Origin of the sequence: Petrotoga sp. HWHPT.55.6.3, assembly GCF_002895495.1 — a bacterium.
Classification (GTDB): Bacteria; Thermotogota; Thermotogae; order Petrotogales; family Petrotogaceae; genus Petrotoga; species Petrotoga mobilis.
In genome coordinates, this window is the sequence record NZ_AZRJ01000023.1 from 1 (window position 1) to 26,640 (window position 26,640).

The 26,640-nt window shown below is 36.1% G+C and carries 38 protein-coding genes; all 38 read right to left on the bottom strand.

Features of this window, described 5'->3' with window-relative positions:
• Window positions 1–184: 184 nt before the first annotated feature.
• The 38 genes from rpsM to X926_RS07370 all read right to left on the bottom strand — a co-directional run bounded on the left by rpsM (window position 185) and on the right by X926_RS07370 (window position 26,637).
• Window positions 185–550 carry a 30S ribosomal protein S13 gene (rpsM, locus tag X926_RS07185; RefSeq protein ID WP_103065573.1) on the bottom strand — a complete coding sequence of 122 codons (366 nt, stop codon included), beginning with the start codon at window positions 548–550 and terminating at the stop codon, window positions 185–187.
• A 30-nt stretch (window positions 551–580) separates the two neighbouring features.
• Window positions 581–697, bottom strand: coding sequence for a 50S ribosomal protein L36 (rpmJ, locus tag X926_RS07190; RefSeq protein ID WP_012208593.1), 117 nt, complete (start codon window positions 695–697; stop codon window positions 581–583).
• Between the two features lie 49 nt (window positions 698–746).
• Window positions 747–977, bottom strand: a complete 231-nt coding sequence (gene infA, locus X926_RS07195) for a translation initiation factor IF-1 (protein ID WP_041534284.1) — start codon at window positions 975–977, stop codon at window positions 747–749.
• A 525-nt stretch (window positions 978–1,502) separates the two neighbouring features.
• Entirely contained in the window at window positions 1,503–2,255 is a 753-nt protein-coding gene (gene map / locus X926_RS07200) for a type I methionyl aminopeptidase (protein WP_103065574.1), read from the bottom strand.
• Window positions 2,252–2,899 carry an adenylate kinase gene (locus X926_RS07205; RefSeq protein WP_012208596.1) on the bottom strand — a complete coding sequence of 216 codons (648 nt, stop codon included), beginning with the start codon at window positions 2,897–2,899 and terminating at the stop codon, window positions 2,252–2,254. The genes map and X926_RS07205 overlap by 4 nt, the downstream gene beginning before the upstream one ends.
• Window positions 2,900–2,906: 7 nt before the next feature.
• A complete protein-coding gene (gene secY, locus X926_RS07210) occupies window positions 2,907–4,187 on the bottom strand; it encodes a preprotein translocase subunit SecY (RefSeq protein ID WP_012208597.1) in 1,281 nt (426 codons plus the stop codon).
• Between the two features lies 1 nt (window position 4,188).
• Window positions 4,189–4,644 carry a 50S ribosomal protein L15 gene (gene rplO, locus X926_RS07215; RefSeq protein ID WP_012208598.1) on the bottom strand — a complete coding sequence of 152 codons (456 nt, stop codon included), beginning with the start codon at window positions 4,642–4,644 and terminating at the stop codon, window positions 4,189–4,191.
• Window positions 4,645–4,676: 32 nt separating this feature from the next.
• A complete protein-coding gene (rpmD, locus tag X926_RS07220; RefSeq protein WP_012208599.1) occupies window positions 4,677–4,862 on the bottom strand; it encodes a 50S ribosomal protein L30 in 186 nt (61 codons plus the stop codon).
• 3 nt (window positions 4,863–4,865) lie between these two features.
• Window positions 4,866–5,399: a 30S ribosomal protein S5 gene (gene rpsE, locus X926_RS07225; RefSeq protein WP_012208600.1), complete on the bottom strand. Its 534-nt coding sequence runs from the start codon at window positions 5,397–5,399 to the stop codon at window positions 4,866–4,868.
• A 16-nt stretch (window positions 5,400–5,415) separates the two neighbouring features.
• Complete coding sequence (gene rplR, locus X926_RS07230) at window positions 5,416–5,784, bottom strand: 50S ribosomal protein L18 (protein WP_012208601.1); 369 nt, start codon at window positions 5,782–5,784, stop codon at window positions 5,416–5,418.
• A gap of 30 nt (window positions 5,785–5,814) precedes the next feature.
• On the bottom strand, window positions 5,815–6,375 hold the full coding sequence (rplF, locus tag X926_RS07235) for a 50S ribosomal protein L6 (protein WP_103065575.1): 561 nt from the start codon (window positions 6,373–6,375) through the stop codon (window positions 5,815–5,817).
• A gap of 12 nt (window positions 6,376–6,387) precedes the next feature.
• Window positions 6,388–6,792 (bottom strand): 30S ribosomal protein S8, encoded by a 405-nt coding sequence (rpsH, locus tag X926_RS07240; RefSeq protein WP_012208603.1) that lies wholly within the window; start codon window positions 6,790–6,792, stop codon window positions 6,388–6,390.
• Between the two features lie 14 nt (window positions 6,793–6,806).
• The gene (locus X926_RS07245; protein ID WP_012208604.1) at window positions 6,807–6,992 is read right to left on the bottom strand and encodes a type Z 30S ribosomal protein S14; all 186 of its coding nucleotides are present in this window, start codon (window positions 6,990–6,992) and stop codon (window positions 6,807–6,809) included.
• A 16-nt stretch (window positions 6,993–7,008) separates the two neighbouring features.
• Complete coding sequence (gene rplE, locus X926_RS07250) at window positions 7,009–7,566, bottom strand: 50S ribosomal protein L5 (RefSeq protein WP_012208605.1); 558 nt, start codon at window positions 7,564–7,566, stop codon at window positions 7,009–7,011.
• Window positions 7,567–7,634: 68 nt separating this feature from the next.
• The gene (gene rplX / locus X926_RS07255; RefSeq protein ID WP_012208606.1) at window positions 7,635–7,955 is read right to left on the bottom strand and encodes a 50S ribosomal protein L24; all 321 of its coding nucleotides are present in this window, start codon (window positions 7,953–7,955) and stop codon (window positions 7,635–7,637) included.
• A gap of 9 nt (window positions 7,956–7,964) precedes the next feature.
• Window positions 7,965–8,333, bottom strand: coding sequence for a 50S ribosomal protein L14 (gene rplN / locus X926_RS07260; RefSeq protein WP_012208607.1), 369 nt, complete (start codon window positions 8,331–8,333; stop codon window positions 7,965–7,967).
• A complete protein-coding gene (gene rpsQ, locus X926_RS07265) occupies window positions 8,314–8,646 on the bottom strand; it encodes a 30S ribosomal protein S17 (protein WP_012208608.1) in 333 nt (110 codons plus the stop codon). The genes rplN and rpsQ overlap by 20 nt, the downstream gene beginning before the upstream one ends.
• 5 nt (window positions 8,647–8,651) lie before the next feature.
• Entirely contained in the window at window positions 8,652–8,852 is a 201-nt protein-coding gene (rpmC, locus tag X926_RS07270) for a 50S ribosomal protein L29 (protein WP_012208609.1), read from the bottom strand.
• Window positions 8,852–9,277: a 50S ribosomal protein L16 gene (gene rplP / locus X926_RS07275; RefSeq protein ID WP_103065576.1), complete on the bottom strand. Its 426-nt coding sequence runs from the start codon at window positions 9,275–9,277 to the stop codon at window positions 8,852–8,854. The genes rpmC and rplP overlap by 1 nt, the downstream gene beginning before the upstream one ends.
• A gap of 169 nt (window positions 9,278–9,446) precedes the next feature.
• Window positions 9,447–10,079, bottom strand: a complete 633-nt coding sequence (rpsC, locus tag X926_RS07280; RefSeq protein ID WP_012208611.1) for a 30S ribosomal protein S3 — start codon at window positions 10,077–10,079, stop codon at window positions 9,447–9,449.
• A 15-nt stretch (window positions 10,080–10,094) separates the two neighbouring features.
• Window positions 10,095–10,544, bottom strand: coding sequence for a 50S ribosomal protein L22 (gene rplV / locus X926_RS07285; RefSeq protein ID WP_103065577.1), 450 nt, complete (start codon window positions 10,542–10,544; stop codon window positions 10,095–10,097).
• A 12-nt stretch (window positions 10,545–10,556) separates the two neighbouring features.
• Window positions 10,557–10,850 carry a 30S ribosomal protein S19 gene (rpsS, locus tag X926_RS07290; RefSeq protein WP_012208613.1) on the bottom strand — a complete coding sequence of 98 codons (294 nt, stop codon included), beginning with the start codon at window positions 10,848–10,850 and terminating at the stop codon, window positions 10,557–10,559.
• A gap of 146 nt (window positions 10,851–10,996) precedes the next feature.
• Complete coding sequence (gene rplB, locus X926_RS07295) at window positions 10,997–11,821, bottom strand: 50S ribosomal protein L2 (RefSeq protein WP_103065578.1); 825 nt, start codon at window positions 11,819–11,821, stop codon at window positions 10,997–10,999.
• Window positions 11,822–11,837: 16 nt separating this feature from the next.
• Entirely contained in the window at window positions 11,838–12,134 is a 297-nt protein-coding gene (gene rplW, locus X926_RS07300) for a 50S ribosomal protein L23 (protein WP_012208615.1), read from the bottom strand.
• Window positions 12,134–12,799 (bottom strand): 50S ribosomal protein L4, encoded by a 666-nt coding sequence (rplD, locus tag X926_RS07305; protein ID WP_103065579.1) that lies wholly within the window; start codon window positions 12,797–12,799, stop codon window positions 12,134–12,136. Before rplD ends, rplW begins: the two co-directional genes overlap by 1 nt.
• Before the next feature lie 16 nt (window positions 12,800–12,815).
• Window positions 12,816–13,457: a 50S ribosomal protein L3 gene (rplC, locus tag X926_RS07310; protein ID WP_103065580.1), complete on the bottom strand. Its 642-nt coding sequence runs from the start codon at window positions 13,455–13,457 to the stop codon at window positions 12,816–12,818.
• A gap of 59 nt (window positions 13,458–13,516) precedes the next feature.
• The gene (gene rpsJ / locus X926_RS07315; protein WP_103065581.1) at window positions 13,517–13,828 is read right to left on the bottom strand and encodes a 30S ribosomal protein S10; all 312 of its coding nucleotides are present in this window, start codon (window positions 13,826–13,828) and stop codon (window positions 13,517–13,519) included.
• Window positions 13,829–13,905: 77 nt separating this feature from the next.
• Window positions 13,906–15,105 (bottom strand): elongation factor Tu, encoded by a 1,200-nt coding sequence (gene tuf / locus X926_RS07320; protein WP_103065582.1) that lies wholly within the window; start codon window positions 15,103–15,105, stop codon window positions 13,906–13,908.
• A gap of 34 nt (window positions 15,106–15,139) precedes the next feature.
• Window positions 15,140–17,227, bottom strand: coding sequence for an elongation factor G (gene fusA, locus X926_RS07325; protein ID WP_103065583.1), 2,088 nt, complete (start codon window positions 17,225–17,227; stop codon window positions 15,140–15,142).
• A gap of 25 nt (window positions 17,228–17,252) precedes the next feature.
• The gene (gene rpsG, locus X926_RS07330) at window positions 17,253–17,720 is read right to left on the bottom strand and encodes a 30S ribosomal protein S7 (RefSeq protein WP_103065584.1); all 468 of its coding nucleotides are present in this window, start codon (window positions 17,718–17,720) and stop codon (window positions 17,253–17,255) included.
• Between the two features lie 19 nt (window positions 17,721–17,739).
• Window positions 17,740–18,114: a 30S ribosomal protein S12 gene (gene rpsL / locus X926_RS07335; protein WP_012208622.1), complete on the bottom strand. Its 375-nt coding sequence runs from the start codon at window positions 18,112–18,114 to the stop codon at window positions 17,740–17,742.
• Window positions 18,115–18,318: 204 nt separating this feature from the next.
• Window positions 18,319–20,439: an ATP-dependent helicase gene (locus tag X926_RS07340; protein ID WP_103065585.1), complete on the bottom strand. Its 2,121-nt coding sequence runs from the start codon at window positions 20,437–20,439 to the stop codon at window positions 18,319–18,321.
• A 15-nt stretch (window positions 20,440–20,454) separates the two neighbouring features.
• Entirely contained in the window at window positions 20,455–21,699 is a 1,245-nt protein-coding gene (locus tag X926_RS07345) for a sigma-70 family RNA polymerase sigma factor (RefSeq protein ID WP_012208624.1), read from the bottom strand.
• 62 nt (window positions 21,700–21,761) lie between these two features.
• Window positions 21,762–23,078: an RNA-guided endonuclease IscB gene (gene iscB / locus X926_RS07350; RefSeq protein WP_012208625.1), complete on the bottom strand. Its 1,317-nt coding sequence runs from the start codon at window positions 23,076–23,078 to the stop codon at window positions 21,762–21,764.
• 322 nt (window positions 23,079–23,400) lie between these two features.
• A complete protein-coding gene (gene dnaG, locus X926_RS07355) occupies window positions 23,401–25,140 on the bottom strand; it encodes a DNA primase (protein WP_012208626.1) in 1,740 nt (579 codons plus the stop codon).
• Window positions 25,141–25,184: 44 nt separating this feature from the next.
• On the bottom strand, window positions 25,185–25,592 hold the full coding sequence (gene rpsI / locus X926_RS07360; RefSeq protein WP_012208627.1) for a 30S ribosomal protein S9: 408 nt from the start codon (window positions 25,590–25,592) through the stop codon (window positions 25,185–25,187).
• Window positions 25,593–25,607: 15 nt separating this feature from the next.
• The gene (gene rplM / locus X926_RS07365) at window positions 25,608–26,063 is read right to left on the bottom strand and encodes a 50S ribosomal protein L13 (RefSeq protein ID WP_012208628.1); all 456 of its coding nucleotides are present in this window, start codon (window positions 26,061–26,063) and stop codon (window positions 25,608–25,610) included.
• A gap of 13 nt (window positions 26,064–26,076) precedes the next feature.
• Entirely contained in the window at window positions 26,077–26,637 is a 561-nt protein-coding gene (locus X926_RS07370) for an ECF transporter S component (protein ID WP_012208629.1), read from the bottom strand.
• Between the last annotated feature and the right edge of the window lie 3 nt (window positions 26,638–26,640).

The following is a 26,640-nucleotide window of genomic DNA, read 5'->3' on the forward strand; positions in this document are numbered from 1 at the left end:
CCCTTCGCCCCGCTCCCCACCCATGTGGAAGAGGGACCTGCGGTCCTTTAAACCCTGCTACTCCCTCATAAGGTTAAATTAATTTTTATCCATTTACATAGCTTCCCACCCATGTGGAAGAGGGACCTGCGATCCTTTAAACCCTACTATTCACCTTTAAGGATGATGTGAGGTTCCATTTTTGTTATCTCTTTTTGATCTTGGTTAGTCTTGGTCCCTTTCTGGTTCTTGCGTTGGAGTGGGTTTTCTGCCCTCTTACGGGTAACCCCGCTTTGTGCCTTTTCCCCCTGTAACTGCCGATGTCTATCAAACGCTTAATATTTTTGTTAATTTCTTGCCTTAGTTCACCTTCAACTTTATAATTTTCGTTGATGTGGTGACTTAGTTTTGAAATTTCATCGTCGGTTAGTTCTTTTGCTTTTTTGTTTGGGTCAATCTCTAAGGTATTTAATATATCAAGTGCTGTTTTTCTTCCTATTCCATAAATATATGTTAATCCTACAAATAATGCTTTATTATCTGGTACTTCCACACCTAAAATACGCGCCATCCTTTTATCCTCCTTATAAAGAAATTCATATTATCCTTGTCTTTGCTTGTGCTTTGGATTTTTAGAACAGACAACCCAAACCTTTCCGCCTCTTTTTACTATTTTACAGTGCTCACATCGTTTTTTTACAGAAGCCCTCACCTTCATAATTAATTTCCTCCTTCTTGATTCTCATCATCTATATTAATCCATTTTTTCAATCTTTGTTGACTTTTTCCCTTTTAACAATTCTTCCTTTGTTTAAATCGTAAACGGAAACTTCCACAGTAACTCGGTCTCCTGGAAGTATTTTGATGAAATTTTTTCTCATTCGCCCAGAAATATGGGCTAATATTTCATGCCCATTATCTAATTTAACTTTAAAATTTGCATTAGGTAAAGCTTCAATGATGTATCCTTGCATAACAACGACGTCTTTTTTAGCCAATACAATCCCTCCTTTTTCAGGGATTTTTACTGTCATTAGAAACTGTAAAGTACGATTTAGCGCCCTTCGCCCCGCTCCCCACCCATGTGGAAGAGGGACCTGCGGTCCCTTTAGACCCATTCGTTAAGGGGCAAGCCCCTTAAAAACCCCAAATTCGTGTATCATCATTTGCATACGTCATTTGCGAAGCAAATGAGGGTATGGAAATTATTCTAAAACAATTACAAAAAGACGTTTTGCACGAAGCAGCAAAAAACTTTTTGCATAAGGCTGCAAAACCATTTTGCACAAGACCGCAAAAGGGCTTCACCCTGTGACCCTTTTAAAAGTAGAACGTTTTTTGTGAGTTAATAGTTAGCATCGTTTTCTCGTAAGCTGCGTTTAGCCTTTATTAGCGTCCTTCCCCCGCTCCCCACCCATAAGGATAAAAGGCTTTTTATCCATTTGCAAACCGCAGCCCACCCACAAGGATAAAAGGGATAAAGTAAGGATTCTCCATGTTGACCACAAAAATAAACCCTTAAATTATAGTTGTGTTAGTATTTCCGGGCCATTTTCTGTCACGGCAATTGTGTGTTCAAAATGTGCTGCTTTTGATCTATCTCTGGTTACCGCTGTCCAACCGTCTTCTAAAATATCTACTTCATAGCTTCCCATAGATACCATTGGTTCTATTGCAAGGGTCATGTTTTTTCTTATTTTTGGACCCCTTCCTTGCCTTCCATAATTTGGAATTTGGGGATCTTCATGCAATTTTCTTCCTACCCCGTGACCTACGTATTCCCTTATTACAGAAAAACCCTTACTTTCAATGTAAGTTTGAACTTCGTAGCCAATGTCACCAATGGTATTACCAACAACAGCTTTTTTTATACCCATGTACAAAGACTCTTTGGTCGCTTCAACCAATTCTTTTTCCCTTTCAGAAACTTGTCCAATTATGTAGGTTCTGGCTGAATCTGCTATGTATCCTTTGTAAGTTAAACCACAATCTACAGATACAATATCTCCATTTTTTAAAACTTTACTTCTCAATGGAAATCCATGGACAACTTCTTCATTTACAGAAAAGTTGATCGCATATTTGTAACCATTATAACCTTTGAAGGTGGGTATAGCATCTTCCTTTTCCATGTATTCTAAAACATATTTTTCAATTCTTTCTCCGTTAACGCCTTCTTTTACTATTTCAGGAAGTAAAGCGTCAAGAAGACGGGCAAGCTTCTTTCCAGCCCGTCTCATCATTTCTATTTCTTGATCAGTCTTAATTATTATCATTGTTTGTTAAAACTCCTTAGTATATTAAACAATTCTTTTGTAACGTCTTCAACATTTTGGGCACCGTCTATTGTAATTATTTTGTTATTTTTTCTATAATATTCTATTACGGGCTCGGTATTTTTCTTATATACTTTATACCTTTCTCTGACTACTTCTTCTTTGTCATCGTCTCTTTGAATTAATTTTGTACCACATACATCACATTTTTCGTCTTCTTTTGGTTGAAGGGTAATTAAATTATATACTTTTCCACAGTTTGGACAGACTCTTCTATTACTTATCCTTTTTACTATTTCTTCTTCGGAAACGTCAATTAGTACTGCCGCATCTATTTCTTTTTGTAACTCTTTTGTTGCTTGGTCTAAAAATTTTGCTTGGTCTAAAGTTCTGGGGTAACCGTCAAGAATAAAAGAATCTAATTCTTCCAATCTTTCTTTTACCAAACTGTTCATTATTTCATCCGAAACTAATTCTCCACGATCCATAATTGCTTTAGCCATTTTACCTAATTCTGTACCTTTGCTAACAGCATCCCTTAAAATATCTCCGGTGGATATGTGTACAATTTGAAACTCCTGGGCAACTTTTTTGGCTTGGGTTCCTTTACCTGCACCAGGCGGTCCGAAAAATAAAAGTCTCAAAGAAAATTCATCTCCTTCCTCGTAACCTTCCTTTTTTCATGAAGCCTTCATATTGTCTTACTATCATGTGTTGCTCCATCTGTTGGACAATATCTAAAGCAACTCCAACGGCTATTAGTGTACTGGTACCACCTATCCAGATTTGCTGCATCCCTGAAGCGCCTCTGATAAAGTAGGGAACCAAGGCAATTACTACTAAAAAGATCGCTCCTATGAAAGTTACCCTGGTCATGACTGAAGTGATGTAATTAACAGTCGGTTTTCCTGGTCTTAAACCTGGTATGAACCCACCATAATTTTGTATGTTATTTGCTACGTCGTTTGGATCCATAACAACAGAACTGTAGAAGTATGTAAAAAAGAAAACCAGCAAACCATACAACACAAGATAAAGTGGAGAACCTATAGCAAATAGTCTATCGTCTACGGTAGTGTTTGTTACCCCAGCAATCATACTGGGTAGGGTCATAATAGCGGAGGCAAAGATTATGGGAATTACCCCTCCACCATTTACCTTAATAGGTAAATATGTTGAGGAACCTCCATAAATTTTTGTGCCGACTACTCTTTTTGCATATTGAATATTAATCCTTCTTTCAGATGTTTGAACCGCTACTACAGCTATTACTATAAATATAGCAACAGCGGCTAAGAGTATCCATTCTAATGGGGTTAAACCTATGAGAGCTTCGGCTGCATATGTAGGGTATCTGGATACTATACCAGCAAATATTAAAACAGATACCCCGTTTCCTATTCCTTTTTCGGTGATTAATTCACCTATCCATAGTAAAAACATCGTTCCTGCAGCTATAGAAACGGTTGCTAAAGTTACAAAGAGAACTGGTGATAGATTGGGGGATCTGTAATTGTTGGCAGCTATGGACATTAGTAATCCTTGTCCAAAAGCTAATACTAAAGTTAACATCCTCGTGTAGTGAGCGAATTTTTTTCTCCCACTTTCACCTTCTCTCAACATCTCTTTCAAACTAGGTATTATAGAAGAGAGAAGTTGAAAAATGATCGAAGCCGTAATATAGGGTGTCACTGAGAGAACAAATATTGATAAATTGCTTAACGCCCCTCCAGCAAAGACATCAAAAAAACCTATGAATCCTCCAACCGCTCCTTGGGATGCTCCACTTAAAGCAGCTTGCCAGGCTTCTACATTTATTCCCGGAATGGGGATGTATATACCTATTCTAAACCCTATCAACGCTAAAAAGGTGAATATAACTCTATCCCTTAATTCAGGAATCCTAAAAACGTTTCTAAAGGCTTTGAACATGTTATTCAATCACCTCTATTTTCCCGCCAACAGCTTCAATTTTCTCTCTAGCGGTTTGAGAGAAAATGTTAGCTTTGACAACAAGAGGTTTTGATATTTCTCCTTTTCCTAATATTTTTACTCCATCGTTCAATTTTTTTATCAATTTCTTTTCTAAAAGTATGTCTGGAGTTACTTCTTCATTTTCTGAGAAATACTTTTCTAATGTTTCTACGTTTACAACAGAATATACTTTTTTGAATGGTGCATTAGAGAATCCAAATTTTGGAGTTCTTCTAATAATGTTTGTTTGTCCACCTTCAAATGTTCTACCAATTTTACCTCTTCCTCTAGCCTTTTCACCTTTATGCCCTTTGCCAGCTGTTTTTCCTAATCCTGAGCCTATTCCTCTTCCTAACCTTTTTTTGGGTTTCCTTGATCCTGGTGTAGGTTTTAGATCTTCTATTTTAAGTGGCATGTATATAGCCTCCTTATTTACAATTTGTTTAATTAAGAATCGATTTCTTCCCACTCAACTAAGTGATGTACAGTCCTTATCATTCCTCTAATTTGGGGATTGTCAGGTTTTATTACTACTTTATCTTTTCTAGTTAAATCTAAAGCATCGAGAGTAGCTAATTGTCTTTTGTCTTTCCCTGCTCTTCCTTTTACTAACTTTATCTTTAGACTTGACATTACTCATACCCCCTTGTGAGCGCCAAAGAATACTTGTTTAACAGTTAAATCTCTCAACTTTGCAATTTCTTGAGGAGATCTCAACTTTTTTAATCCATTGTAAGTGGCTTTAGCTAAATTTAATACGTTCGTTGAACTAATGGATTTACTTAGAATATTATCTATTCCGGCTAATTCAACAACAGCTCTTACAGCTGAACTGGCTATAACACCGGTACCTGGGCCTGCTGGGAACAGTAATACAGTGGAAGCATCTTGTTCACCGATTATTTCGTAAGGAATAGTTCCGTTTTTAACGGGGACTTCTATCATATTGTTCTTTGCATTTTCAATTGATTTTCTTATGGCTTGTGGAACTTCTCGGGCATTCCCGATTCCTAATCCTACTTTTCCATTTCGATTACCTACTACCGAAACTGCACGAAACGAAATGGTTTTTCCACCTTTAGTTACTTTGCTGACCCTTCGAATTTCGATTACTCTTTCTTCTAATTCATTTGCAGCATCAGTAGCTTTTACTTTCTGATCGTTCGGCATAAATTACCAACACCTCCTAAAACTTTAAGCCCGTTTCTCTTGCTGCTTCAGCAAGAGCTTTTACTTTTCCATGGTATTTGTAACCGCTTCTATCAAAAACAATTTCTGTTATACCTTTTTCTTTTGCTTTTTCGGCTATGAGTTTCCCTACTTCTTTTGCAGCGTTTTCATCCCATGTTTTTTCTAATTTTTCTTTCAGTTGTTTTTGGGTTGTTGAAGCTGACGCCAAAGTAACACCTTTAGTGTCGTCTATAATTTGAGCATATATGTGCTTTTGACTTTTAAAAACCGTCAATCTTGGTTTTTCTGATGTTCCTCTAACGTTTTTTCTCACTCTTAAGTGCCTTTTTTGTCTAAGGGCTTTTTTGTCTAATTGTTTTATCAATTTAAAAGGGACCTCCTTTGCGGAAATGTTTTAAACTTTCTTTCCTTCTTTTCTTAAAACACTTTCTCCAACATATTTTATACCTTTACCACTGTAAACGTTAACTTTTCTTAAGCTTCTTATCCTTGCGGCGACTTCTCCGACTTTGTATTTATCTATACCTTTAACGACTACTATTGTGGGTTGTGGAACTTCTATAGTTATTCCTTCAGGGACTGGAAATTCTACGGGGTTTGAATAACCAAGATTCAAGATTAAGTTTTTACCTTGAAGTTGAGCTCTGTACCCAATACCGGCAATTTCCAATTCTTTTTTGTATCCTTCAGTTACACCTTTAATCATGTTTCTCACATGAGAGGTGAACGTGCCTCTTAGCGCTTTTAATCGCTTCTCGTCTGAACTTCTTTTAACTACGCCTTCTTTTGTTTTAATCATTAATTCGTTGTTATCTCTGTCAACTTCCAAATATTCGGGTAAATTGAGACTTAATTCACCATTTTTACCTTTGATTTTTATTGTTTGTCCATCCACAGATAATTCTACACCATCAGGAATAATTGTTGGTTTATCAGCTATTCTCGATTGTGGCATCTAGGCACCTCCTCACCATACATAACAGATTACTTCTCCACCAACTTTTTTCTCTCTTGCTTCTTTATCGGTCATTACTCCTTGGGATGTTGAGAGTATAGCTATACCTAATCCACCCTTGACTTTTGGTATGTTACGGGTATTAACATACACTCTTCTTCCGCTTTTTGAAACCCTTATGATCCCTTCCATTATAGGTTTTTTATCTCTTCTTGTACCTTTGTACTTCAAATAGACTTTGAGTATTCCTTGTTTACCATCGTCTATGAATTTATAATCATTGATAAATCCTTCTTTTTTCATTATTTCTAAAATGTCTTTTTTTAAGTTTGAAGCGGGTATTTCAACACTTTCTTTGAACACCGAATTGGCGTTCCTTATTCTGGTTAGCATATCAGCTACCGGATCGCTCCACATTCGTTTTTCCCTCCTTACCAGCTAGCCTTCTTAACTCCAGGAAGTTTACCTTCCAGAGCTTGTTCTCTGAAACATATTCTGCATAAACCAAATTCTCTATAAACAGCTCTTGGTCTACCACATACTTTACATCGTGAGTATTCTCTTGTTTTATACTTCGGAGTTCTTTTAGATTTTTCTATAAGTGCCTTTTTTGCCATTACTCACACCCTCCATTTATTTTTTTTGTAACGGGAAACCAAAATATTCTAATAATTTCCTGGCTTCTTCATCAGTTTTAGCTGTGGTTACGATTGTTATATCCATGCCTTGAATTCTACTTATATCATCAGGCCTGATTTCAGGAAAAATTAGTTGTTCAGGAATTCCGAAGGTATAATTGCCTCTTCCATCGAAAGAGTCGGCGGGTAGCCCTCTAAAATCCCTCAATTTTGGGAGCACAACATGGTTTAATTTATACAAGAAATTATACATTTTCCATCCTCTCAAGGTAACTTTCACACCTATTGGCATACCCTCTCTAACCTTAAAATTGGCAACACTTTTCTTTGCCCTGGCTATTAAGGCTTTTTGTCCGACTATCTTCGTTAACTCTTGGGCATGTTTTTCAACAACTGCTCTGTTCCTGGAACCTTCTCCAACTCCCATATTAACAACTATCTTTACAAGTTTCGGCACTTGTAATTCGTTTTTGTAGTTAAATTCTTTCATCATTGAAGGTATTACTACTTCTTTGTACCTGTCTTTCAGAGGTATATACTGAACTTTCTCCATTGATAGTCCTCCTTTTTACTTCTTACCATACCTACTTGATTTTTACAAGTTTTCAAAATTTGAATGGATTAAGATTTTTCTACTATTTCACCACATTTTTTGCAATATCTTACTTTGCTTCCATCTTCAAGAAATTTAAATCCCACTCTGGTTTTTTGATTGCAGTTTGGACAGACTAACATAACGTTTGAAATATCAATAGGACTGGGTTGCTCAATAATTCCGCCTTCCCTCATCTTTTGAGTGGGCCTTTGATGCTTCTTGACGACGTTTACGTTATCCACAATGACTTTTTTGTCCTTTGGAATAACCCTCAAAACTTTGCTTCTCTTTCCTTTATCTTTTCCAGAGATCACTACTACTGTGTCGTCTCTCTTTATTTTATACATATTTTCACCTCACCAAACTTCTTTTGCTAACGATGCTATCTTCGCGTAGCCTTTTTCCCGTACTTCTCTGGCTACTGGACCAAAAACCCTCGTTCCTAAAGGTAACTTATTTTTATCAATCAGTACCGCAGCATTGTCATCAAATCTAATATAGGTTCCATCTTTCCTTCTTATCTCTTTTTTCGTTCTGACAATAACGGCTTGAACTACTTGACCTTTTTTCAAATCTGTGTGAGGTATGGCTTCCCTAACGGAGCAAACAACGGTGTCTCCGACGGTTCCTTTTGATTTATGAAACCCACCGAGTACTTTGATAACTCTTAATACTTTTGCTCCAGAGTTATCAGCAACTCTGATTTTACTCTCTAGTTGTACCATCAACCTCACCTCCAAAGGCTTCTTTTAATTCTTCTTCAACTGAGTCTGGTGTTTCAACTTCTTCCGATAAAATATTTTTTCTCACAATTCTTTTTAAAACAAAAGCCTTTGTTTTGGAAAGCTTCCTGGATTCTTCTATTTCAACAATATCTCCAATCTCACATTCGTTATTTTCATCATGTGCATGGTATCTTCTGGTTTTTCTGACAAATTTGTGGTATTTGGGATGTTTTGTAAGTCTATCTGTTTCAACTGTTATCGTTTTGTCCATCGCATTGCTTACAACTTTTCCAGTTATTATCTTTTTAGACATGAAATTTACCTCCTTATTCCGAGTTCCCTTTCTTTGAGGATGGTCTTTATTCGAGCTATATCTTTCTTAACTTGTTTGATACTTGAAGAATTTTTTAGTTGTCCAAGTTCGAGTTGAAACCTCAATTGAAATAATTTTTCCTTCAAATTGTTTAATTCTTGATTGAGCTCTTCGTCTGTTAATTCTCTCATCTCAGTTATTCTCATCAGAGCTCCCCTCCTATTTCATATCTTTGAACTATCTTAGTCCTTATCGGTAGCTTGGAGGCGGCATACTCTAAGGCCCTTTTAGCAGTTGCTTCATCGACTCCACCTATTTCAAACATCACTCTTCCCTTCTTTACAACCGCTACCCAACCTTCCACATCACCTTTACCTTTTCCTTGCCTTGTTCCAATTCCTTTAGAAGTTATTGGCTTATCGGGAAAAACGTTAATCCATATATTTCCCGTTCTTTTTAATGTCCTTACCATAGATAACCTACATGCTTCTATCTGTTGAGCGGTTATCCATGAGCTTTCCATCGCTTTTAATCCCCAGTCGCCGAAATGCACCAAACTAGCACCTTTTGTCATTCCTCTGACTGTTCCGCGTTGTTGTTTTCTGTATTTTACTCTTTTAGGCATCAACATTTAGGATTTCCTCCTTTTTACCATTTCTACGATCTTTAACTTGCTTAGCGCCCCTTCGCCCCGCTCCCCACCCATCAGGATGGAAGAAGGAGATCTTCACTACGTTCCCCACCTATAAGGACGGAAGAAGGAGATCTTCACTACGCTTCCCATCCATTTGGAAAGATTATTAAATCAGCGTATCACCATGATAGACCCAAACTTTTATCCCTATGGTACCATATTTAGTTTGAGAATGAACGACAGCGTAATCTATGTTTGATCTCAAGGTTTGAAGAGGCAATCTTCCTTCCATATACCATTCTGTTCTCGCTATTTCGGCACCACCGAGTCTACCAGAAACCATTATTTTCACACCTTTAGCGCCTCTTCTCATGGCATTGGTTATAGCTCTTTTCATTGCAACTTTGTGCGAAACTCTTCTTTGAAGTTGACCGGATACATCTTCAGCTATGAGTTGAGCAACAACGTAAGGATTTTTTACTTCTTCAGCGTAGACCTTAATATTTTTATCCCCTACAATGTTTTTCAAATCATCTCTAATTTTTTTCATTTCTGCGCCTTTTCGTCCAATCAAAATTCCTAATCTGGCACCATAAATATCTATTCTTATTGACGAATCACTGGGTCTTTCAATTAATATCTCTGAAATTCCAGCAGCTTCGTAATTGGATTTTATATAATCTCTTATTTTTTCATCTTCATGCAAATAATCAGAATAATTCTTTTCGTTAAACCATACAGATTTCCAAGTTTTATTGTTTCCTAACCTGAAACCGTTTGGGTGCACTTTTGATCCCACTTATTTCACCTCACTTTATTTATCAGCACTTTTGTCTCTTAAGGTTATATAAATATGGCTCATTCTTTTTTGAAGAATATCTGCTCTTCCATGAGACCTTGGCCATAATCTTTTGAGTCTAGGACCTTCATTCACCATTATCTCAGAAACATAGAGATTTTCAGCGTTTAATCCAAAATTATTTTCAGCATTCGCAATTGCGGACATCAAAGTTTTATATAGTATACGTGCGGATTTTTTTGGACTAAAAGTGAGTATTTGAAGTGCTTCACTTATATCTTTATTCCTTATTGAGTTTGCCATAGATCTAGCTTTTCTAGGTGATATTCTTACATATTTTGTGACTGCTCTAGCTTCAACAATTGGTTCAGAGGCTTCTTTCTCTTTTCTCATTCTGTGATATACAGATCTTTTTACTTTTCTACCATCTTCTTGAACTCTGGAAACATTAGTATTAGTAGCCATGAACTACCCTCCTCAACCTTGCTTTTCTATCTTTCCTTTAACAGCTTTTTTGTCTGGATGTCCTCCAAACCTTCTGGTTGGAGAAAATTCTCCCAATCTGTGACCAATCATTTGTTCAGTTATATAAACCGGTATGTGTTTCATTCCGTTATGAACTGCTATTGTATGTCCAACCATTTCTGGCAGGATCATCGAGGCCCTTGACCAAGTTTTAATAACCTTTTTTTCACCCTTTTCGTTCATCTCTCTAATCTTTTTGATAAGACTTGGATGAACATAAGGACCTTTTTTTAAAGACCTTCCCACCTACTGCACCTCCTTGCTCTTCATTCTAGGTACCTTTAGAAACTCTAAAAGCTTGTTAATAGCGCCCCTTCGCCCCGCTGCCCACCCATAAGGAAAGGGTTTGCGGTTCCTTAAACTTCGCTCCCCACACATAAAGATAAAAATGCTTACTTTACTCTTCTTCTTACTATAAATTTATCGGATTGTTTTTTTCCTCTTCTTGTTTTATACCCTTTAGCAGGGGTTCCCCAAGGAGATTTAGGAATATGACCTTTGCTTCTTCCTTCTCCACCACCCATTGGATGATCTACTGGATTTTGTACCATACCTCTTACTTTGGGTCTTCTTCCTAACCATCTGATTTTTCCTGCTTTACCGTAAACTTCATTGGAGTGGTCTTCGTTCCCTACTACTCCGATGGTAGCCATACAACTTAAACGAACTCTTCTCAACTCACCAGAAGGCATTTTTAAAAGTGCATATTTGCCTTCTTTAGCCATTAACTGTGCATAAGTCCCTGCAGATTTTGCTATTTTTCCACCTCTACCAGGTTCAAATTCTATATTGTGCACAAGAGTTCCTAGAGGAATATTCTCCAAAGGTAAGCTGTTACCTACTTTGATTTCAGCTTTTGCACCACTCATTACAGTTTCTCCTACATGTAATCCCTTGGGAGATAATATATACCTTTTTTCTCCATCGGCGTATACCAATAGAGCTATCCTTGCACTTCTGTTAGGATCGTATTCTATTGAAGCAACTTTTGCAGGGATATTTATTTTGTCTCTTTTAAAGTCTATTATTCTGTACTTTCTTTTGTGCCCACCACCTCGATGCCTCATTGTAACTCGACCATAATGGTTCCTTCCACCTGTTTTTTTCAAGGGTTCGAGTAAACTTTTTTCGGGTTCGACTTTTGATAATTCAGAAAAATCAGATGTCGTCATATATCTTCGCGATGGTGTTACAGGTTTGTATTGTTTTAACGCCATTATTTATCCACCTCTCTTACAGACTGCCTTGCAATTCTCTGATTACGTATCCTTCTCCTAATTTAACTATCGCTTTTTTCCATCCTCTTGTATATCCTTCACTTCTTCCCAATCTTTTTGGTTTGGGTTTCATATTCATTACGTACACTTTCTCTACTTTGACTTTGAATATTGTCTCAATGGCTTCCTTTATTTCTGGCTTGGTAGCTTCTTTCATAACTTCAAATGTATATTTGCGTTCTTGCATGAGAGAATAGGTTTTTTCTGTTAAGATCGGCCTAGTAATAATATCGTACGCTTTTTGAAGCTCCATCAGCCGATCACCTCCTCGATTTTATTCACCATTTCTTTGGTAAGTACAATTTTCTCATTGTTTATTAAATCAAATACATTCAAACCATCCACATTTTTTTTATTTTGTCCAGGATTATCAGCAATAATTACTTTCACCTTTGGTAAATTTCTTGCAGACAATTTGAAGTTTTCGTATTGTTCTTGCTTATAAGGAAATAAAAATAAGACCTTTGTACCATCCATACCAAATTGGGTCAAAATATTTTTTACATCTTTTGTTCTAGGTTTTTCAAATTTAACATCATCCAAAACAATTAAGTTATTTTCTCTATACCTGACACTCAATGCAGATTTTAATGCTAATCTTTTCATTTTTTTGTTGAGATCTTTGTGAAATTCCCTAGGTTTTGGTCCAAAAGCTACTCCACCGTGTCGGAAAATAGGAGATCTAATTGATCCGGCTCTTGCTCTACCTAAATGCTTTTGAGGCCACGGTTTTCGGCCTCCTCCCCTGACTTCACTTCTAGTTTTTGTCGAAGCTGTACCTGCCCTTTTGTTGGTTAATTGCATATCCACGTATCTATATAGTACATCCATATTTGGGTCGATATTAAAAATTTCATCTTTAATATCTAACGTTCCCACTTTTTCATTTTTAATGTTGTATACATCTATCTGTGACATTTTTTAATTGACCTCCTTACTTCATTTTTGGGCGTTTAGCCTTAACGGCTTCTCTTATTGTTACTAATCCGCCCCTCGCTCCTGGGACTCCACCTTTGACCGCTATTAGATTGTTTTGTACATCAATGTAAACTACCTCTGAGTTTTGAATGGTTACCCTTTCATTTCCGTATTGACCAGCCATTTTTTTCCCTTTGAATACCTTAGAAGGATAGGATGCATTTCCTGTTGATCCTAGATCTCTATGAAATTTTGAACCGTGAGTTTTCTCTCCCCCTGAAAAGTTCCATCTTTTCATAACTCCTGAGTATCCTCGGCCTTTTGATTTACCTATTAAATCAATCTTTTCTCCTTCAGAAAAAATTGATACATCAATTTTTTGACCGATTTCGTAATCATCGACATTGTCTACTCTAAATTCCCTTAAATATCTCATGGGTTGCACTTGTGCCTTTTTGAAGTGACCCATCAATGGTTTGTTTGCTTTTCTTTCCGGTATCTCTTCAAAACCTATCTGTATAGCGTTATATCCATCTGTTTCTACGGTTTTCTTTTGAACTACCACACATGGTCCAGCTTTGATAACTGTCACCGGGATGGCTTTATCGTCTTTAAAAATTCGTGTCATTGCAACTTTTTTACCTAAAATACTCTTCATTTTCACACCTCCAGAGCCCGAATGATATCCGTCTTAATTTTTTTAGATTTACAATGGCATTAAGCCTTTATGTCTACAGATACTCCTGCTGGAATATTGACTTTCAACAGTTTAGTAACCGTATCTGATGAAGCATTGTAGATATATATAACTCTTTTATGAACAACTTTTTCAAATTGTTCCATTGAATATGAATATTTGTGTGGGGATCTTATTACCGAATATACAGTTCTCTTATTTGGTAATGGAATAGGACCAGAAACTTTAGCTTCGGTATCTTTTACGGCATCAATAATTTTTTTTGATGATTCATCTAGTAATCTATGGTCGTATCCTTTCAATCTAATTTTTATGTACTTATTATTGGCCATATTTTTTTAAAAAGCCTCCTTTTAACTCATTAGTAAGGGGAGCTGAAGCTCCCCGTACAATAATACATTCAAATTGATTATTCAATTATTTCTGTAACAACACCGGCTCCTACTGTCCTTCCACCCTCTCTTATAGCGAATCTCATCCCTTCTTCAAGGGCTACAGGGTAAATCAGTTCTACTGTCATATTGATATTGTCACCAGGCATTACCATCTCTGCACCGCTGGAAAATTCTACAAGAGTTCCTGTAACGTCTGCTGTTCTAATATAAAACTGAGGTCTGTAACCTTTGGTAAAGGGTGTGTGTCTTCCTCCCTCTTCCTTTTTCAATACGTATACCTCAGCCTTGAATTTTTTGTGAGGAGTAATTGAACCTGGAGCGGCGAGGACTTGACCTCTTTTTACTTCATCTTTTTCTATACCTCTTAAAAGACATCCGACGTTGTCTCCAGCTTCACCTTCATCCAATATCTTTCTAAACATCTCAACACCGGTTACAACAGTCTTTTTTGTTTCATAGCTCAAACCAACTATTTCAACTTGATCTCCAGTGTGAACAACACCTCTTTCGATTCTTCCAGTAACAACCGTTCCCCTTCCAGTAATGCTGAAAATATCTTCTATGGGCATTAAGAAAGGCTTATCAGTTTCTCTGACTGGATCTGGAAAGTAATTATCAATCGCATCTAGAAGTTCGTATATCTTTTGTGTCCAAGGACCGTCTGGGCTGTCTTCTTCCAATGCTTTTAGGGCAGAACCTTTAACAACTGGGACTTCATCTCCAGGAAATTCGTAGCTACTTAGGAGATCTCTAACTTCCATTTCTACTAAGTCTATTAATTCTTCGTCATCAACCATGTCAACTTTGTTTATAAAAACAGCTATAGCAGGAACGTTAACCTGTCTTGCCAACAAAACATGTTCCCTTGTTTGTGGCATAACACCATCAGTTGCGGCTACAACCAAAATAGCTCCATCCATTTGAGCTGCCCCAGTTATCATATTTTTTATGTAGTCCGCATGACCTGGACAATCTATATGTGCATAATGCCTTTTTTCTGTTTGATATTCAATGTGTGAAACGTTGATGGTGATTCCCCTTGCTTTTTCTTCAGGAGCTTTATCTATCATGTCAAAAGGTGTAAAATCTGCCCAGCCTTTGTAAGATAAAGCCTTGGATATAGCGGCGGTTAAAGTTGTTTTCCCGTGGTCAATATGACCGATAGTTCCTACGTTCATGTGTGTCTTTTCCCTAACAAACTTCTCTTTAGCCATTGTTCTATCTCCTCCTTATAAATTATTATTGAACTTATTCTCTACTTAAGAGTTTTTGAGTTACTTGCTCCGGAACCTCCTCATAATGAGAAAATTGAATCGAACTGGTTGCTCTTCCTTGCGAAAGAGATCTCATTACTGTGGCGTATCCGAATAATTCTGATAATGGAACATGGGCATGTATTATTCTGGTATTCGTTCCTCCCACGTTTTCAAAACTCTCTACTCTTCCTCTTCTTGAGCTTAAATCGGCAATTATATCTCCCATGTATTCTTCAGGAGTTGTAACGTCCACTTTCATGACAGGCTCTAACAAAACTGGTTTGGCTCTCTTTACTGCATCTTTAAAAGCCATAGATGCAGCTATTTTAAAGGCCATTTCTGAAGAGTCAACTTCATGGTATGAACCATCAAAAACTTCCACTTTAATAGCCACCATTGGATATCCCAATAAGACGCCATCTTGCATACTTTCCTTAACACCATTCTCTATGGCTGGTATATATTCTTTTGGTATGACTCCTCCCACTATTTTATCAACAAATTCGAATTCTTTTTCGCTATTCAAAGGCAGCGGTTCAATTCTAAGTTTAACATGTCCGTACTGCCCACGACCTCCAGTTTGCCTTATATATTTACCTTCAGCTTCGGCTGGAAGTTTTATTGTTTCTTTATATGCTACACGCGGCTGACCTACTTTAACGTTCACCTTGTATTCTCTTTTAATTCTCTCAATGATAATTTCTAAGTGCAATTCTCCCATTCCAGATAATATGGTTTCTCCAGTATCGTGGTCGACGTAGCTTCTTAAACTTGGGTCTTCTTCTGTTAATGCATTTAGGGCTTTACCCAATTTTGCTTCATCATCTTTGGTTTCAGGTTCTATGGAGACCGAAATAACAGGTTCTGGGAATTCAAGTTTTTCTAGAACTATATTACATTCTTTATCTGAGAGTGTATCCCCTGTAGAAGTATCCTTTAAGCCAATTAATCCAACAATGTCTCCAGCCCTTATGTAATCAACTTCTTCCCTTTTGTCAGCATGGAGAAAAACAAGTCTAGATACCCTTTCTGTCTTATTTTTAGTTGTATTGACCACGTAGCTGCCCTTATTTAAAGTACCGGAATAAACTCTAGCAAAAGTCAACTTACCAATAAAAGGGTCCGCCATTATTTTAAAAGCCAACGCAAAAAAATCTTCGTCTTTGGAAGGATGAATATCTTTTACATATTCCCCCGTCCTTTCATCAAACGCCTTAACAGGGGGCATATCTAATGGCGACGGCAGATAATCGATAACTCCATCCAACACGGGTTGTATACCTTTGTTTTTAAAAGCACTTCCACAAAAAACAGGTACTATTTTGTTTTGAATAGTGGCTTTTCTTATCGCTTCTTTTAATTTAGCCAGGGGAATTTCTTCCTCTTCTATATAAAGTTCCATTATATCTTCATCAACCTCCGCAATTGCGGCAATTAAATCTTCTCTCTTCGATTCACAAAAATCTATTAAATCATCTGGAATACTGGTTCTTTCGATTGTTTGGCCACTTTCATCTTTCCAATAAAGTGCTTCCATAGTTAGTAAATCAACTACACCTTCAAAATCCGACTCAGAACCTATTGGAACTTGCAAAGCAACAGGATTCGCACCCAACTTATCTTTCATTGTTTGTATAGCGTTAAAAAAATTCGCTCCTATTTTATCCATTTTATTCATAAAAGCAATTCTCGGCACTCTGTACCTGTCAGCTTGCCGCCAAACAGTTTCAGATTGTGGTTCAACTCCAACTTGAGCGTCAAAAACGGCAACCGCCCCATCTAAAACACGTAATGATCTTTCCACCTCAACCGTAAAATCAACGTGGCCTGGTGTATCAATTATATTTATCCTATGATCCTTCCAAAAGGCGGACGTTGCAGCGGAGGTTATGGTAATCCCTCTCTCTTTTTCTTGATCCATCCAATCTGTTTCAGTTGTACCTTCATCAACATTCCCTAATTTGTGTTTTGTCCCCGCATAAAACAAAATTCTTTCGGTAGTAGTTGTTTTCCCTGCATCTATATGCGCAACTATTCCTATATTTCTTATTTTTTCTATGGGGTATAATCTTTCTTTCAAAACAATCCCTCCTAAAACTGCTATACTACCATCTGAAATGTGCAAAAGCTCTATTCGCTTCAGCCATCCTGTGAACGTCTTCTTTCTTTTTTACGGCAGGTCCCGTATTGTTGTACGCGTCTATCAGTTCTTGAGATAATTTACTAATCATATCTCTTCCTTTTTTTGATTGTGCAGAAGTAACTATCCATCTTATAGCTAAAGATGTGGCTCTGTTTTCAGGTACTTCAAAAGGTACTTGATATGTTGAACCCCCAACCCTTCTTGATCTTACTTCTACCACAGGTTTAACATTATCTATCGCTTTATGAAAAGCCTCTATTGGATCTTCTTTTGTAGCTTCAGCCAACCTCTCCAAAGCAGAATAAACTATTTGTTGTGCTAAAGATTTTTTTCCATCATACATCAACCTGTTTATAAATTTGGAAAGTAAAATATCCCCATAAATAGGATCTGGAACTATGTTTCTTTTTTCGGCAGTTCTTCTTCTCATTCAGTAAAGAGCCTCCTTATTAAGCCTTGGGTTTTTTGGTACCGTATTTACTTCTACCTTGTTTTCTACCTTCAACACCGGCAGCATCCAAAGTCCCTCTGATTATCTTATACCTTACACCAGGTAAGTCTTTTACCCTTCCACCTCTTACCAAAACGTTAGAGTGTTCTTGTAGGTTATGACCTTCTCCAGGTATATAACAAGTTACTTCGATTCCATTCGATAGCTTAACCCTTGCAATCTTCCTTAAAGCTGAATTAGGTTTTTTCGGGGTCATAGTTGAAACCCTTACACAAACACCTCGTTTTTGAGGGTTACCTCGTAATGCAGGAGATTTGGTCTTTTTCTTTACAGATGTTCTTCCGTACCTTATTAATTGATTAATCGTTGGCACTTAGATTTCTCTCATTTCAAGGGAAGCCATTAAATAAATGCCCTCAAAAATGAGAGTTCACCTCCTTCTGCTTTATTTTAATTTATATTAGTGTAATATATATTTTTCGTATATTTGAAAAAATAAGAAAACGCCAGTGGATATTTTACATTATTGGACCTTAATTAAAAATTAATTAAATATAACAATTTAAATAATTTACGGTTATTTATATTTGATTTTCAAACGATTGACCGTTTCCTCCGGAATTTTTTTGATAAAATCGTTTTCTTTTTTTACAAAATAAAATGAATTTTTTAGATACGGGTTGGTTGTACCGGTTAGCTGTTTCAAAATGTATAATTCATTCTTTGCTCTTGTTATGGCAACATAGAAGAGCCTTTCTTCTTCATCTAATTTTTGTTCTTTAATTGCAAGTCCGTTGGGAAAATCTCCTGGATTCACCGATATGAGAATAACTACTTTCCATTCCAATCCCTTAGCCCCATGAATCGTTGTGAGCGTTAACTTATTCTCATCTTTATCCCTACTCGCAGGTATTACTCCTATTTCTTCACTAAGCGTCAAATCTTCTATAAAAGCGCTTACCGAATCATAACGACTGGCAATTTCACTGAATCTTTCAATATCCATGTTCCTTGATTTAGAATCTGCATAAGTTAAGAAAGAATATTCTTGGTAGAAATCTTTATAAATGGTATCTATCAACTCATCAGGACTACTTTCTTTATTATCGAAAAGTTTTGTTAATAATTCCAAGGGTGTTTTGAACTTATTTATTTCAGTTTCCTTCAATATATTTGAGATGTTATCGTTTTCTTCTCCTTGACCCCGCTCGGGGCTTTTCCCTATTCCAGTTTCAATCTCTTCATAGATCTTAGATGCAGTTTTGTTACCAATTCCAGGAAATAATTTTAAAATCCTACTCCACGAAATCTTATCTAAAGGATTGTTTAATACCTTTAAAAAAGCCAATATATCTTTTATATGTGCCGTTTCGATGAATCTCAATCCTGATAGTATTCTGTAAGGGATACCTTTTGAATCCAATTTTTGTTGTAACACCATAGATAACGAATGCGATCTATATAGCACAGCGATATCTTTATAATCTAAACCTTCTTTTAATTTATCTTCTATGATTTTGACTACGGCATCTGCTTGTTCCAAATCGTCAAAAGTTTCCACAACGAAAGGTTTTAAATAACTTTTTCTCTTAGGTTTAAGGACTTTAGGAACAGAATTAGAAGGTATTAGGTGATTAATCAAACCAACTATATCAGAGGTACTTCTGTAATTACTTTGTATTTTAAAAACCTTTGTTCTTTCATCTTCTATAAAATCTTTTACGTTTTTAAATAAAGCTCCTCTGAATGAATATATACTTTGAGAATCGTCTCCAACAACTATCAGATTCCCATGAGCCGATGATAAAGCCTCAACCAATTCTATTTGAATTTTGTTGGTATCTTGAAATTCGTCAACTAAAACATATTTAAATTGGCTTGAACACTTGTTTAGTACTTCTGGATGAGTTTTGAATAAAACTAAAGTATTTACTAACAGATCATCATAGTCCATTGCATTCATATCTTTTTTTAATTGGATATATATACTCCATATTTGCTCAATATCTCTTTCAAAATTCAACAAATATGGGGCTCTTTCAAGTATTGATTCTCTTAAAGAGGTCAATGTGTTACATGAATAGCTTATAATTTTCATTATTACTTCTTCTTTTGGAAGCTTGTAATTATCACTGATTTCTTTGATGTACTCGCTTTTAGCCATTTTTAACAAATCTTTTGAATCTTCTTTGTCGAGGATGCTGTAATTATTTTTATAGTCTAAAAGCGTGGCGTACTTTCTAAGAATAGAATTACATACATGATGGAATGTACCAGCTAGCATTTTATCTATATTTCTATTGGTAACATTCTTTACCCTTTCTATCATTTCCCTTGCCGCAGCCCTGGTGAAGGTGACTAATAAAATATTTTCAGGTTCAACTCCATTATTCAACAAATAAGCAATTTTATAGGTTATTACTCTAGTTTTACCAGAGCCAGGACCCGCAACTATTATCGATCTTCCTTCTGATTTTATGACAGCTTCTCTTTGTTCTTCATCCAACTCATTTTCGAATAAAGATGACGGGCTTCCGCCACTTAAGGAGGGGAATTTTTCCTTGACCCCGTTCGGTGTGTTTCCTTGAACTCCCTTCGGGGTGTTCTCCTCAACCTCGTTCGGGGTGTTTCCTTGAACCCCCTTCGGGGTGTTTTTTTCTCCCAAAAAGAGGAAATCATTCCCCTTGTTTTTCGCCATTTATTTCCACTCCCGTTATATGTCCTTCTTTTCTATCATATCGCTTATTTCTTTTAATTGCAAGCTTCTGGAGGGATGCCTTAACTTCCTTAAGGCTTTTACTTCAATCTGCCTTATCCTTTCTCTTGTTACGTTGAAGAAGTTTCCAACCTCTTCCAGTGTTTTCATTTTACCGTCAAGCAAGCCATATCTCATTTTTAACACCGTAGCTTCCTTGGGCCTTAAAGATTCCAAAACTTTTTCAATTTCTTCTTTAAGTATCATTCTCACCGCAATTTCCTCTGGTTGATCAGCTTCAGAGTCCTCTAAAAAATCACCTATATAAGCTTCTTCATCATCAGAACCACTTATAGGTGCATCAACGGAAATGATCTCTTTAGTTGCCAATAAAATTTCATCCATTTTTTCTAAGGGTTTATCCAGTAATTCTGCTAACTTTTCGGTAGAGGGGTATTCACCTGTTTCTTGGAGGTGTTTTCTAATAACTATGTTCATCCTGTTTATAGATTCAACCAAATGAACAGGTATTCTAATTGTTCTAGCTTGATCGGCTATAGCTCTGGTGATAGCTTGCCTAACCCACCAAGTAGCATAGGTTGAGAATTTAAATCCTCTTTTCCAGTCAAATTTTTCTACGGCTCTAATTAAACCTATATTCCCCTCTTGAATCAAATCCAAAAAGGTTAATCCTCTTCCTGTGTATCTTTTGGCTATACTAATCACCAATCTTAGATTTGCCTTCACCAATTCGTCTTTGGCTTTTTTGTCGCCTTTCTTAGCTCTTATAGCAAGCTGCCTTTCCCTGGAGGGAGTTAAAAGTTTGATTCCCCCTATTTCTCTCAAATAAATCTTTATGGGTTCATTTACGGCAGAGTTGTCGAATATCTGAGATTCCCTTTCTTGAAAAAGCTCCTCTAACCCATCGTTAAAAAATTCTTCTTCCTCTTGGATTTGGTCCTCTTGGGAGGATTCTATAATTTCTATCCCTTCTGATTCGAGCTTTTCATGGATCTTATCTAAAAAGCTGCCGTCAATCACATCAGATAAGTTATGAGGTATGCATTCATCTATATCTCGATAAGTTATGGTATTGTTCTTCTCTTTAGCTATTTCAATAAGTTTTTCTAAACCTCTCTCAAGTTCTTCTATATAACATTCTTTGTCTCTTTTAACCCTTATTTTATCTTGATCAACGATCTCAATTTTTTCAATTTCTTCTATTAATTCTGAAAAATCCACCTTTTTCTCAAGCTTTTCCATAAAAAAATCTGCAGGGGACTCACCACTTTAATGGTGAGAGGAACGCAGAATCTTTCCTCCTTTTAAGATATTTGATATCCATAACCGTCATTTTTTTGTAGTAATGTAAGATATTTTGGATGTACATCACCAACACCATTTAATAAAAAGCTTGGCCTATGTCGTATTGCAATGCGTCCAATATGGATACCCATATTTTTTCCTTTTGGTATAACTGCCAACACTATATCGCCTGTTTTGTATCCCATATATGTTCGTTCTTTTGGACGATATTTTTTTGGGAATCCGTATTTATCTACAAAACACATTCTACGCATTCCATGACCCATTGCTTTGATCTCTAAAACTTGCATATCAGGTTCAATTTGAACGTTTTGACCACTTTCTCCAACACAAGCTGCATCTATCCAATGCTTTTTAGGATAGTTTTGTGTCTCACGATTGTACTTTGTTCGTCCTCCTGTTCCAACTTCAATAGGTAATTCTTCCTTACCTGCCGTGAGGCTGTTTCCTCGTAATTGATTGAATATATACCAACGTGTAGCATTGAGTGCTGCTGTATCTTTGAGTGGTCTCTTTGATTCTGATTTGATCTGTTTCAGCCTTTCTGGATTATTTGTTAAAAATTCTTCAATTGATTGATTACCTTTCTTCTGATTGCATTCGTGGCAAGCTAATGTAAGGTTACTTATCCTGTCACTTCCACCTTTAGATTTAGGTACGATATGTTCTATTTCTAACGGTACATTCTCTTTACCACAATATACACATTTCCTACCCCATTTCTCAAGAAGGTACTCTTTTATTTCGTATCCATACAACGTTCCTCGTTGATACTCTATTCCATTAATTTCTGGATCTTGTAGTTTTTGAGTATCAAAACGTACTAATTCCAATGAAATACCTGTAATTGGTGAAAAGCGTCGAATACGTTTAATCCATGTGAGTATATTTTCTACACGGCTTATAAGACTAGGTGGTAACCAACCTTTTGAACGTTTTCTGTTGTCAAACCTTGCTATACGATACCTTATCTTTCGGTTTCTTCGTGAACGTCTTACACCTCTACGAGTATCTAATGCTTTTTTGATACTTTGACCTCTGTGATGAATCTCAGCACCCCAAATTACTTTCTTACCGTTCTTAAAATCGCCTACTAAAGTAACTCCAGTGATCTTACTTCCAGGATCGATCTTAACCTGTATAGGTTGCGTGTCGCCGCCTTCACGATCTTTTAGAATAATTGTGAATGGATGGTATCGAAATACTGCTGCTTTACCTTTCTTCAATAACTCTCTTGCCCTAGCAGGATGACATGGCATAAGTGGTTGTTTGTTTTTATCTAATACAAAAACTCGTTGTACAGATTCCTTTTCCATGGAAGTTACCTTCCTCTCCCTTTCGGGTTAAAGTGAGCCTCGCCAATGTTATTCTGGCTTTTTACATTCAACACACTGGTTTCAACCCCGTATACCTGTTTAATGTTGAACGACAGGGCTTGGAACTGGCTCCAGCATTCCAAGGTGTCATGACCAGAATAACGTAGTTCTTCAAATTTGCCGTGAGGCTGTCTTCGAACTTAGGCTGGTCAACTCCGAGGCTTCAAGCCTCCGTCTTTAGACGGGGGTAGTTGACAGGGAACGTTATTAGATCGCTTAATAAACAAATAAAATTCTAATTTTAATGTGTGTAGTTCACTATTCAATTGACTATTTTTAATTTTGAATAAAGTTGTATGATTTGAGACGTAATATTCGTCTTTTCCGAAAGATCTTTTGTTTCATGAAGTTTTTTCTTCAACTCTTCTATTTGTTCATTTATTTTTGTTCTCCTAATACTTTCTTTTAAAGAAGAAAGAATCCTCTCAGGATTAAAAAAATATTCAATCTTCCAAACCTCTACTATCAATTCACTTAGTTCTTTTGAAGAATTTTCAAGTAGAAACCCAATATCTGAACTTTGTGAGGTTAAAGTAAAAAATTCTTTGAGCAACTGACTAGAAAAATCTTCCTCGCTGAAATAATTTTTGAGTATCTCTCTATAGTGAGGATATTTAATCCATAGGTATAAATAAGATTTCGCAATATCGTATCTTATATCCTTTTCTACGTAAAGAGTATCTTTCGTTTGAGAATTAGACTCATTTGAAGCAGAGCTTACAGGTATTAGTGCAGAAGTTCTTTCTAGTATTTTTTGAATATACTCGGTACCTTTTCCCGTTTTTTTTGAAATATTTTCAATAAAACTTTGTAAATAACTTATTCTTCCAACATCTTCAAATTTTTTGTACCATCTTGACATCTCTTTTAAGTATTTCTCTAAAGCAAATTCATTACTTAAATCGTATTTTTCTGAATAATAATCAACGATGAACTCATGAAATTTGTAGGAGTTTTTTAATATTTCGGCGATGTATTTGTTATCGTGCTTCTTGGTTAGTTCGTCAGGATCTTTAGTAGGATACTTTGAAACTGCTATTTGGAAATCCTTAGCAAATAAAGCATCTATGGTGGATAAAGTGGCTTTTTGACCAGATTCATCCATATCGTACATCGTAATTACTTTGTTAGTTGCTTTCAACAATTCAACGGCGTGATCTTTTGTAAAGGCAGAACCTAAAATACCCACAACATTTTTGAAATCTAATTTGTACATAGAAATTACATCAAAGTAGCCTTCAACCAGTATTACAAAATCATTTTCTTTTATGAATTTTTTGTTTTTATGATACCCGTAAAGTATTTTAGATTTTTTAAAAAACTTATTTTCAGGAGTATTCAGATACTTGGGTGCATTCGTGTCTTCTTCTATTTGCCTACCTGCAAAGCCAACTAGCTCTCCATCATTGTTTCTTATTGGGATAATTAAACGATTATAAAAAAACTCTTTTTCTCCATTGATCAACAAACCAGTATTCTTTGCAATGTCTTTATCAAAAAGATTCTCTTCGATCACTTTTTGAATTTCTGAGCCCGTGGCAAACCCTAATTCAAATTCTTCTACTAACTCTCTAGTTATCTCTCTCTTTTTCAAATACTGCCAAACTTTATGATTAGAAGAGAGGTTGAGAAGATTATAGTTATAAAGTTTGGAAACTTCTTCATTAAAAATTATCTCCACAGGTTTTTCTTTTTGAGTTATATCTAATTCAATTCCCGCATAAGTAGCTATTTTTTTTAAGGCATCCAAAAAACTAATTTGTTCATACTTTTCCAAAAAAGTGATCACATCACCATGAGCTCCACATCCAAAGCAATGGAAGGTTTGGGTTTCAGGAAATATATAAAAAGATGGGGTATCTTCTGCATGAAAGGGGCATAAAGCTGTGTAATTTTTTCCCCTTTTAGAAAGAGACAAATAAGAATTGACGAAATCAACTATATCAACTTTATTTTTAATTTCGTCAATTACTTTTTTCAGACTATCATAATTTCTGCTCATAAACTTCACTATTCCTTAAAAATACGAAACAGATAAAACAGTACTCATCTTTTTGAAAATTGAGCTCTTTTTCTAGCTTTTCTCAAACCATATTTCTTTCTTTCTACTTCTCTTGGATCTCTAGTTAAGAGACCTTCTTTCTTCAAAATAGGTCTGAAGGATTCATCGTAGGAAAGTAAAGCCCTGGCAATTCCAAGTCTAATGGCACCAGCTTGGCCACTCAATCCTCCACCATTAACCCTTATAACCAAATCAAATTGTCCATTTGTAGATGTGACGGTGAGCGGTTTTAAAGCTTCTATTTCCCATACCTCGTTGCCTCTTAAATATTCTACCAAACTTTTGTATTCTTTTCCATTTATTTTTATCTTACCGTTGCCTGGCCTTAAATGTACCCTTGCCACGGCTGTTTTTCTTCTCCCGGTACCGTAATATTCGATAAGTTCTGCCATTCGAATACCTCCTGATTAAATATTTTCTATTTTTATCTCTTTTGGATTCTGAGCTTGGTGTGGATGATCAGGACCAACATATACCTTTAGTTTCTTCATCATATGCTTGGCTAAAATAGTTTTGGGCATCATACCTTTTACAGCTAGCTGAATTATCCTTTCAGGGTGCTTACTTTGCATCTGTTCAAAAGAAATTTCCTTGAGCCCTCCAGGATAACCACTGTATCTTCTGTATATTTTGTTTTCTTTTTTGTCCTTCGAAAGTTTTATTTTTTCCGCATTCACTACAACAACAAAATCCCCACTATCTATATATGGTGTATAGGTCGGTTTGTGTTTCCCCTGTAGTATTTTTGCAATCCTCGATGCCAGTCTTCCTAGTGTGTAGTCTTTTGCATCGATCAAGAACCATTCTCTTTTTATATCTTCTTTCTTAGCGGTATATGAAGGCTGCACTAATTTAGAATTCATTTCAAAAACCTCCTCATTCTTCTGATTTTGTTTGAGCGAAACTTGTTATTTTAGTTTTTTTCAATAAAAAATGTGAAATAGACGAATCTACAAAAAACTTAATGAAATTAAACAATAGAACTAGTAAAAAAAACAATTGCAAACTTATGCCTATGTTGCTAACGAATTGTGATGTTGGTTGATTAGTATAAACTGGTATCGCTACAAAATAATTCAACCCGTACGCTACAACCCCCGTCAGTAAAGAAGAAATTACGTAATTAATCCAGTTGTTCAACTTAACAAAATTTTTTAATAGATACAACGTCGTTATAAAAGCGGTTCCAGCTATAAAATTCATCAATATGCCGATTAAACCACCATCACCAGCTCTAAAAATAAATAAAAAGCTTTTTATTACAAGGGTGAAAAAACCCGGGAAAAAACCATAGCCCATTGTAACCAAAATAATCAAACTGTCACTGGGATCGAATTTTAGAAACGGCAACAAAGGTATTATTGGAAATTCTATAAAAGTTAAAAGAAACGAAAGTGCCCCAAAAATCCCGACAATTGCTACTCTTCTACCATGCATAAA

Bases quoted from the DNA above. Each gene is read 5' to 3' on its own strand.
- rplE (WP_012208605.1), bottom strand. From the start codon at position 7,566: ATGGAGAAAGTTCAGTATATACCTCTGAAAGACAGGTACAAAGAAGTA.
- X926_RS07345 (WP_012208624.1), bottom strand. From the start codon at position 21,699: ATGGAAAAGCTTGAGAAAAAGGTGGATTTTTCAGAATTAATAGAAGAA.
- rplV (WP_103065577.1), bottom strand. From the start codon at position 10,544: ATGGCTACTAATACTAATGTTTCCAGAGTTCAAGAAGATGGTAGAAAA.
- rpsM (WP_103065573.1), bottom strand. From the start codon at position 550: ATGGCGCGTATTTTAGGTGTGGAAGTACCAGATAATAAAGCATTATTT.
- rplB (WP_103065578.1), bottom strand. From the start codon at position 11,821: ATGGCGTTAAAACAATACAAACCTGTAACACCATCGCGAAGATATATG.
- rpsI (WP_012208627.1), bottom strand. From the start codon at position 25,592: ATGGCAGAACTTATCGAATATTACGGTACCGGGAGAAGAAAAACAGCC.
- rplW (WP_012208615.1), bottom strand. From the start codon at position 12,134: ATGGAGCTTCAAAAAGCGTACGATATTATTACTAGGCCGATCTTAACA.
- rpmC (WP_012208609.1), bottom strand. From the start codon at position 8,852: ATGAGAATAACTGAGATGAGAGAATTAACAGACGAAGAGCTCAATCAA.
- X926_RS07370 (WP_012208629.1), bottom strand. From the start codon at position 26,637: ATGCATGGTAGAAGAGTAGCAATTGTCGGGATTTTTGGGGCACTTTCG.
- dnaG (WP_012208626.1), bottom strand. From the start codon at position 25,140: ATGAGCAGAAATTATGATAGTCTGAAAAAAGTAATTGACGAAATTAAA.
- rplN (WP_012208607.1), bottom strand. From the start codon at position 8,333: ATGGTACAACTAGAGAGTAAAATCAGAGTTGCTGATAACTCTGGAGCA.
- rpsQ (WP_012208608.1), bottom strand. From the start codon at position 8,646: ATGTCTAAAAAGATAATAACTGGAAAAGTTGTAAGCAATGCGATGGAC.
- rpmD (WP_012208599.1), bottom strand. From the start codon at position 4,862: ATGTCAAGTCTAAAGATAAAGTTAGTAAAAGGAAGAGCAGGGAAAGAC.
- rplD (WP_103065579.1), bottom strand. From the start codon at position 12,799: ATGTCACAGATAGATGTATACAACATTAAAAATGAAAAAGTGGGAACG.
- rpsH (WP_012208603.1), bottom strand. From the start codon at position 6,792: ATGTGGAGCGATCCGGTAGCTGATATGCTAACCAGAATAAGGAACGCC.
- rpsJ (WP_103065581.1), bottom strand. From the start codon at position 13,828: ATGGCCAATAATAAGTACATAAAAATTAGATTGAAAGGATACGACCAT.
- rpsE (WP_012208600.1), bottom strand. From the start codon at position 5,399: ATGCCGAACGATCAGAAAGTAAAAGCTACTGATGCTGCAAATGAATTA.
- tuf (WP_103065582.1), bottom strand. From the start codon at position 15,105: ATGGCTAAAGAGAAGTTTGTTAGGGAAAAGACACACATGAACGTAGGA.
- rpsG (WP_103065584.1), bottom strand. From the start codon at position 17,720: ATGAGAAGAAGAACTGCCGAAAAAAGAAACATAGTTCCAGATCCTATT.
- rpmJ (WP_012208593.1), bottom strand. From the start codon at position 697: ATGAAGGTGAGGGCTTCTGTAAAAAAACGATGTGAGCACTGTAAAATA.
- X926_RS07340 (WP_103065585.1), bottom strand. From the start codon at position 20,439: ATGGCGAAAAACAAGGGGAATGATTTCCTCTTTTTGGGAGAAAAAAAC.
- rplM (WP_012208628.1), bottom strand. From the start codon at position 26,063: ATGAATTCTAAATTAGTGCAGCCTTCATATACCGCTAAGAAAGAAGAT.
- X926_RS07245 (WP_012208604.1), bottom strand. From the start codon at position 6,992: ATGGCAAAAAAGGCACTTATAGAAAAATCTAAAAGAACTCCGAAGTAT.
- rplO (WP_012208598.1), bottom strand. From the start codon at position 4,644: ATGCCACTTAAAATAGAAGATCTAAAACCTACACCAGGATCAAGGAAA.
- iscB (WP_012208625.1), bottom strand. From the start codon at position 23,078: ATGGAAAAGGAATCTGTACAACGAGTTTTTGTATTAGATAAAAACAAA.
- rplX (WP_012208606.1), bottom strand. From the start codon at position 7,955: ATGTATAAAATAAAGAGAGACGACACAGTAGTAGTGATCTCTGGAAAA.
- rplC (WP_103065580.1), bottom strand. From the start codon at position 13,457: ATGAAGAGTATTTTAGGTAAAAAAGTTGCAATGACACGAATTTTTAAA.
- map (WP_103065574.1), bottom strand. From the start codon at position 2,255: ATGATAATAATTAAGACTGATCAAGAAATAGAAATGATGAGACGGGCT.
- rplP (WP_103065576.1), bottom strand. From the start codon at position 9,277: ATGTTGATGCCTAAAAGAGTAAAATACAGAAAACAACAACGCGGAACA.
- secY (WP_012208597.1), bottom strand. From the start codon at position 4,187: ATGTTCAAAGCCTTTAGAAACGTTTTTAGGATTCCTGAATTAAGGGAT.
- rplF (WP_103065575.1), bottom strand. From the start codon at position 6,375: ATGCCACAATCGAGAATAGCTGATAAACCAACAATTATTCCTGATGGT.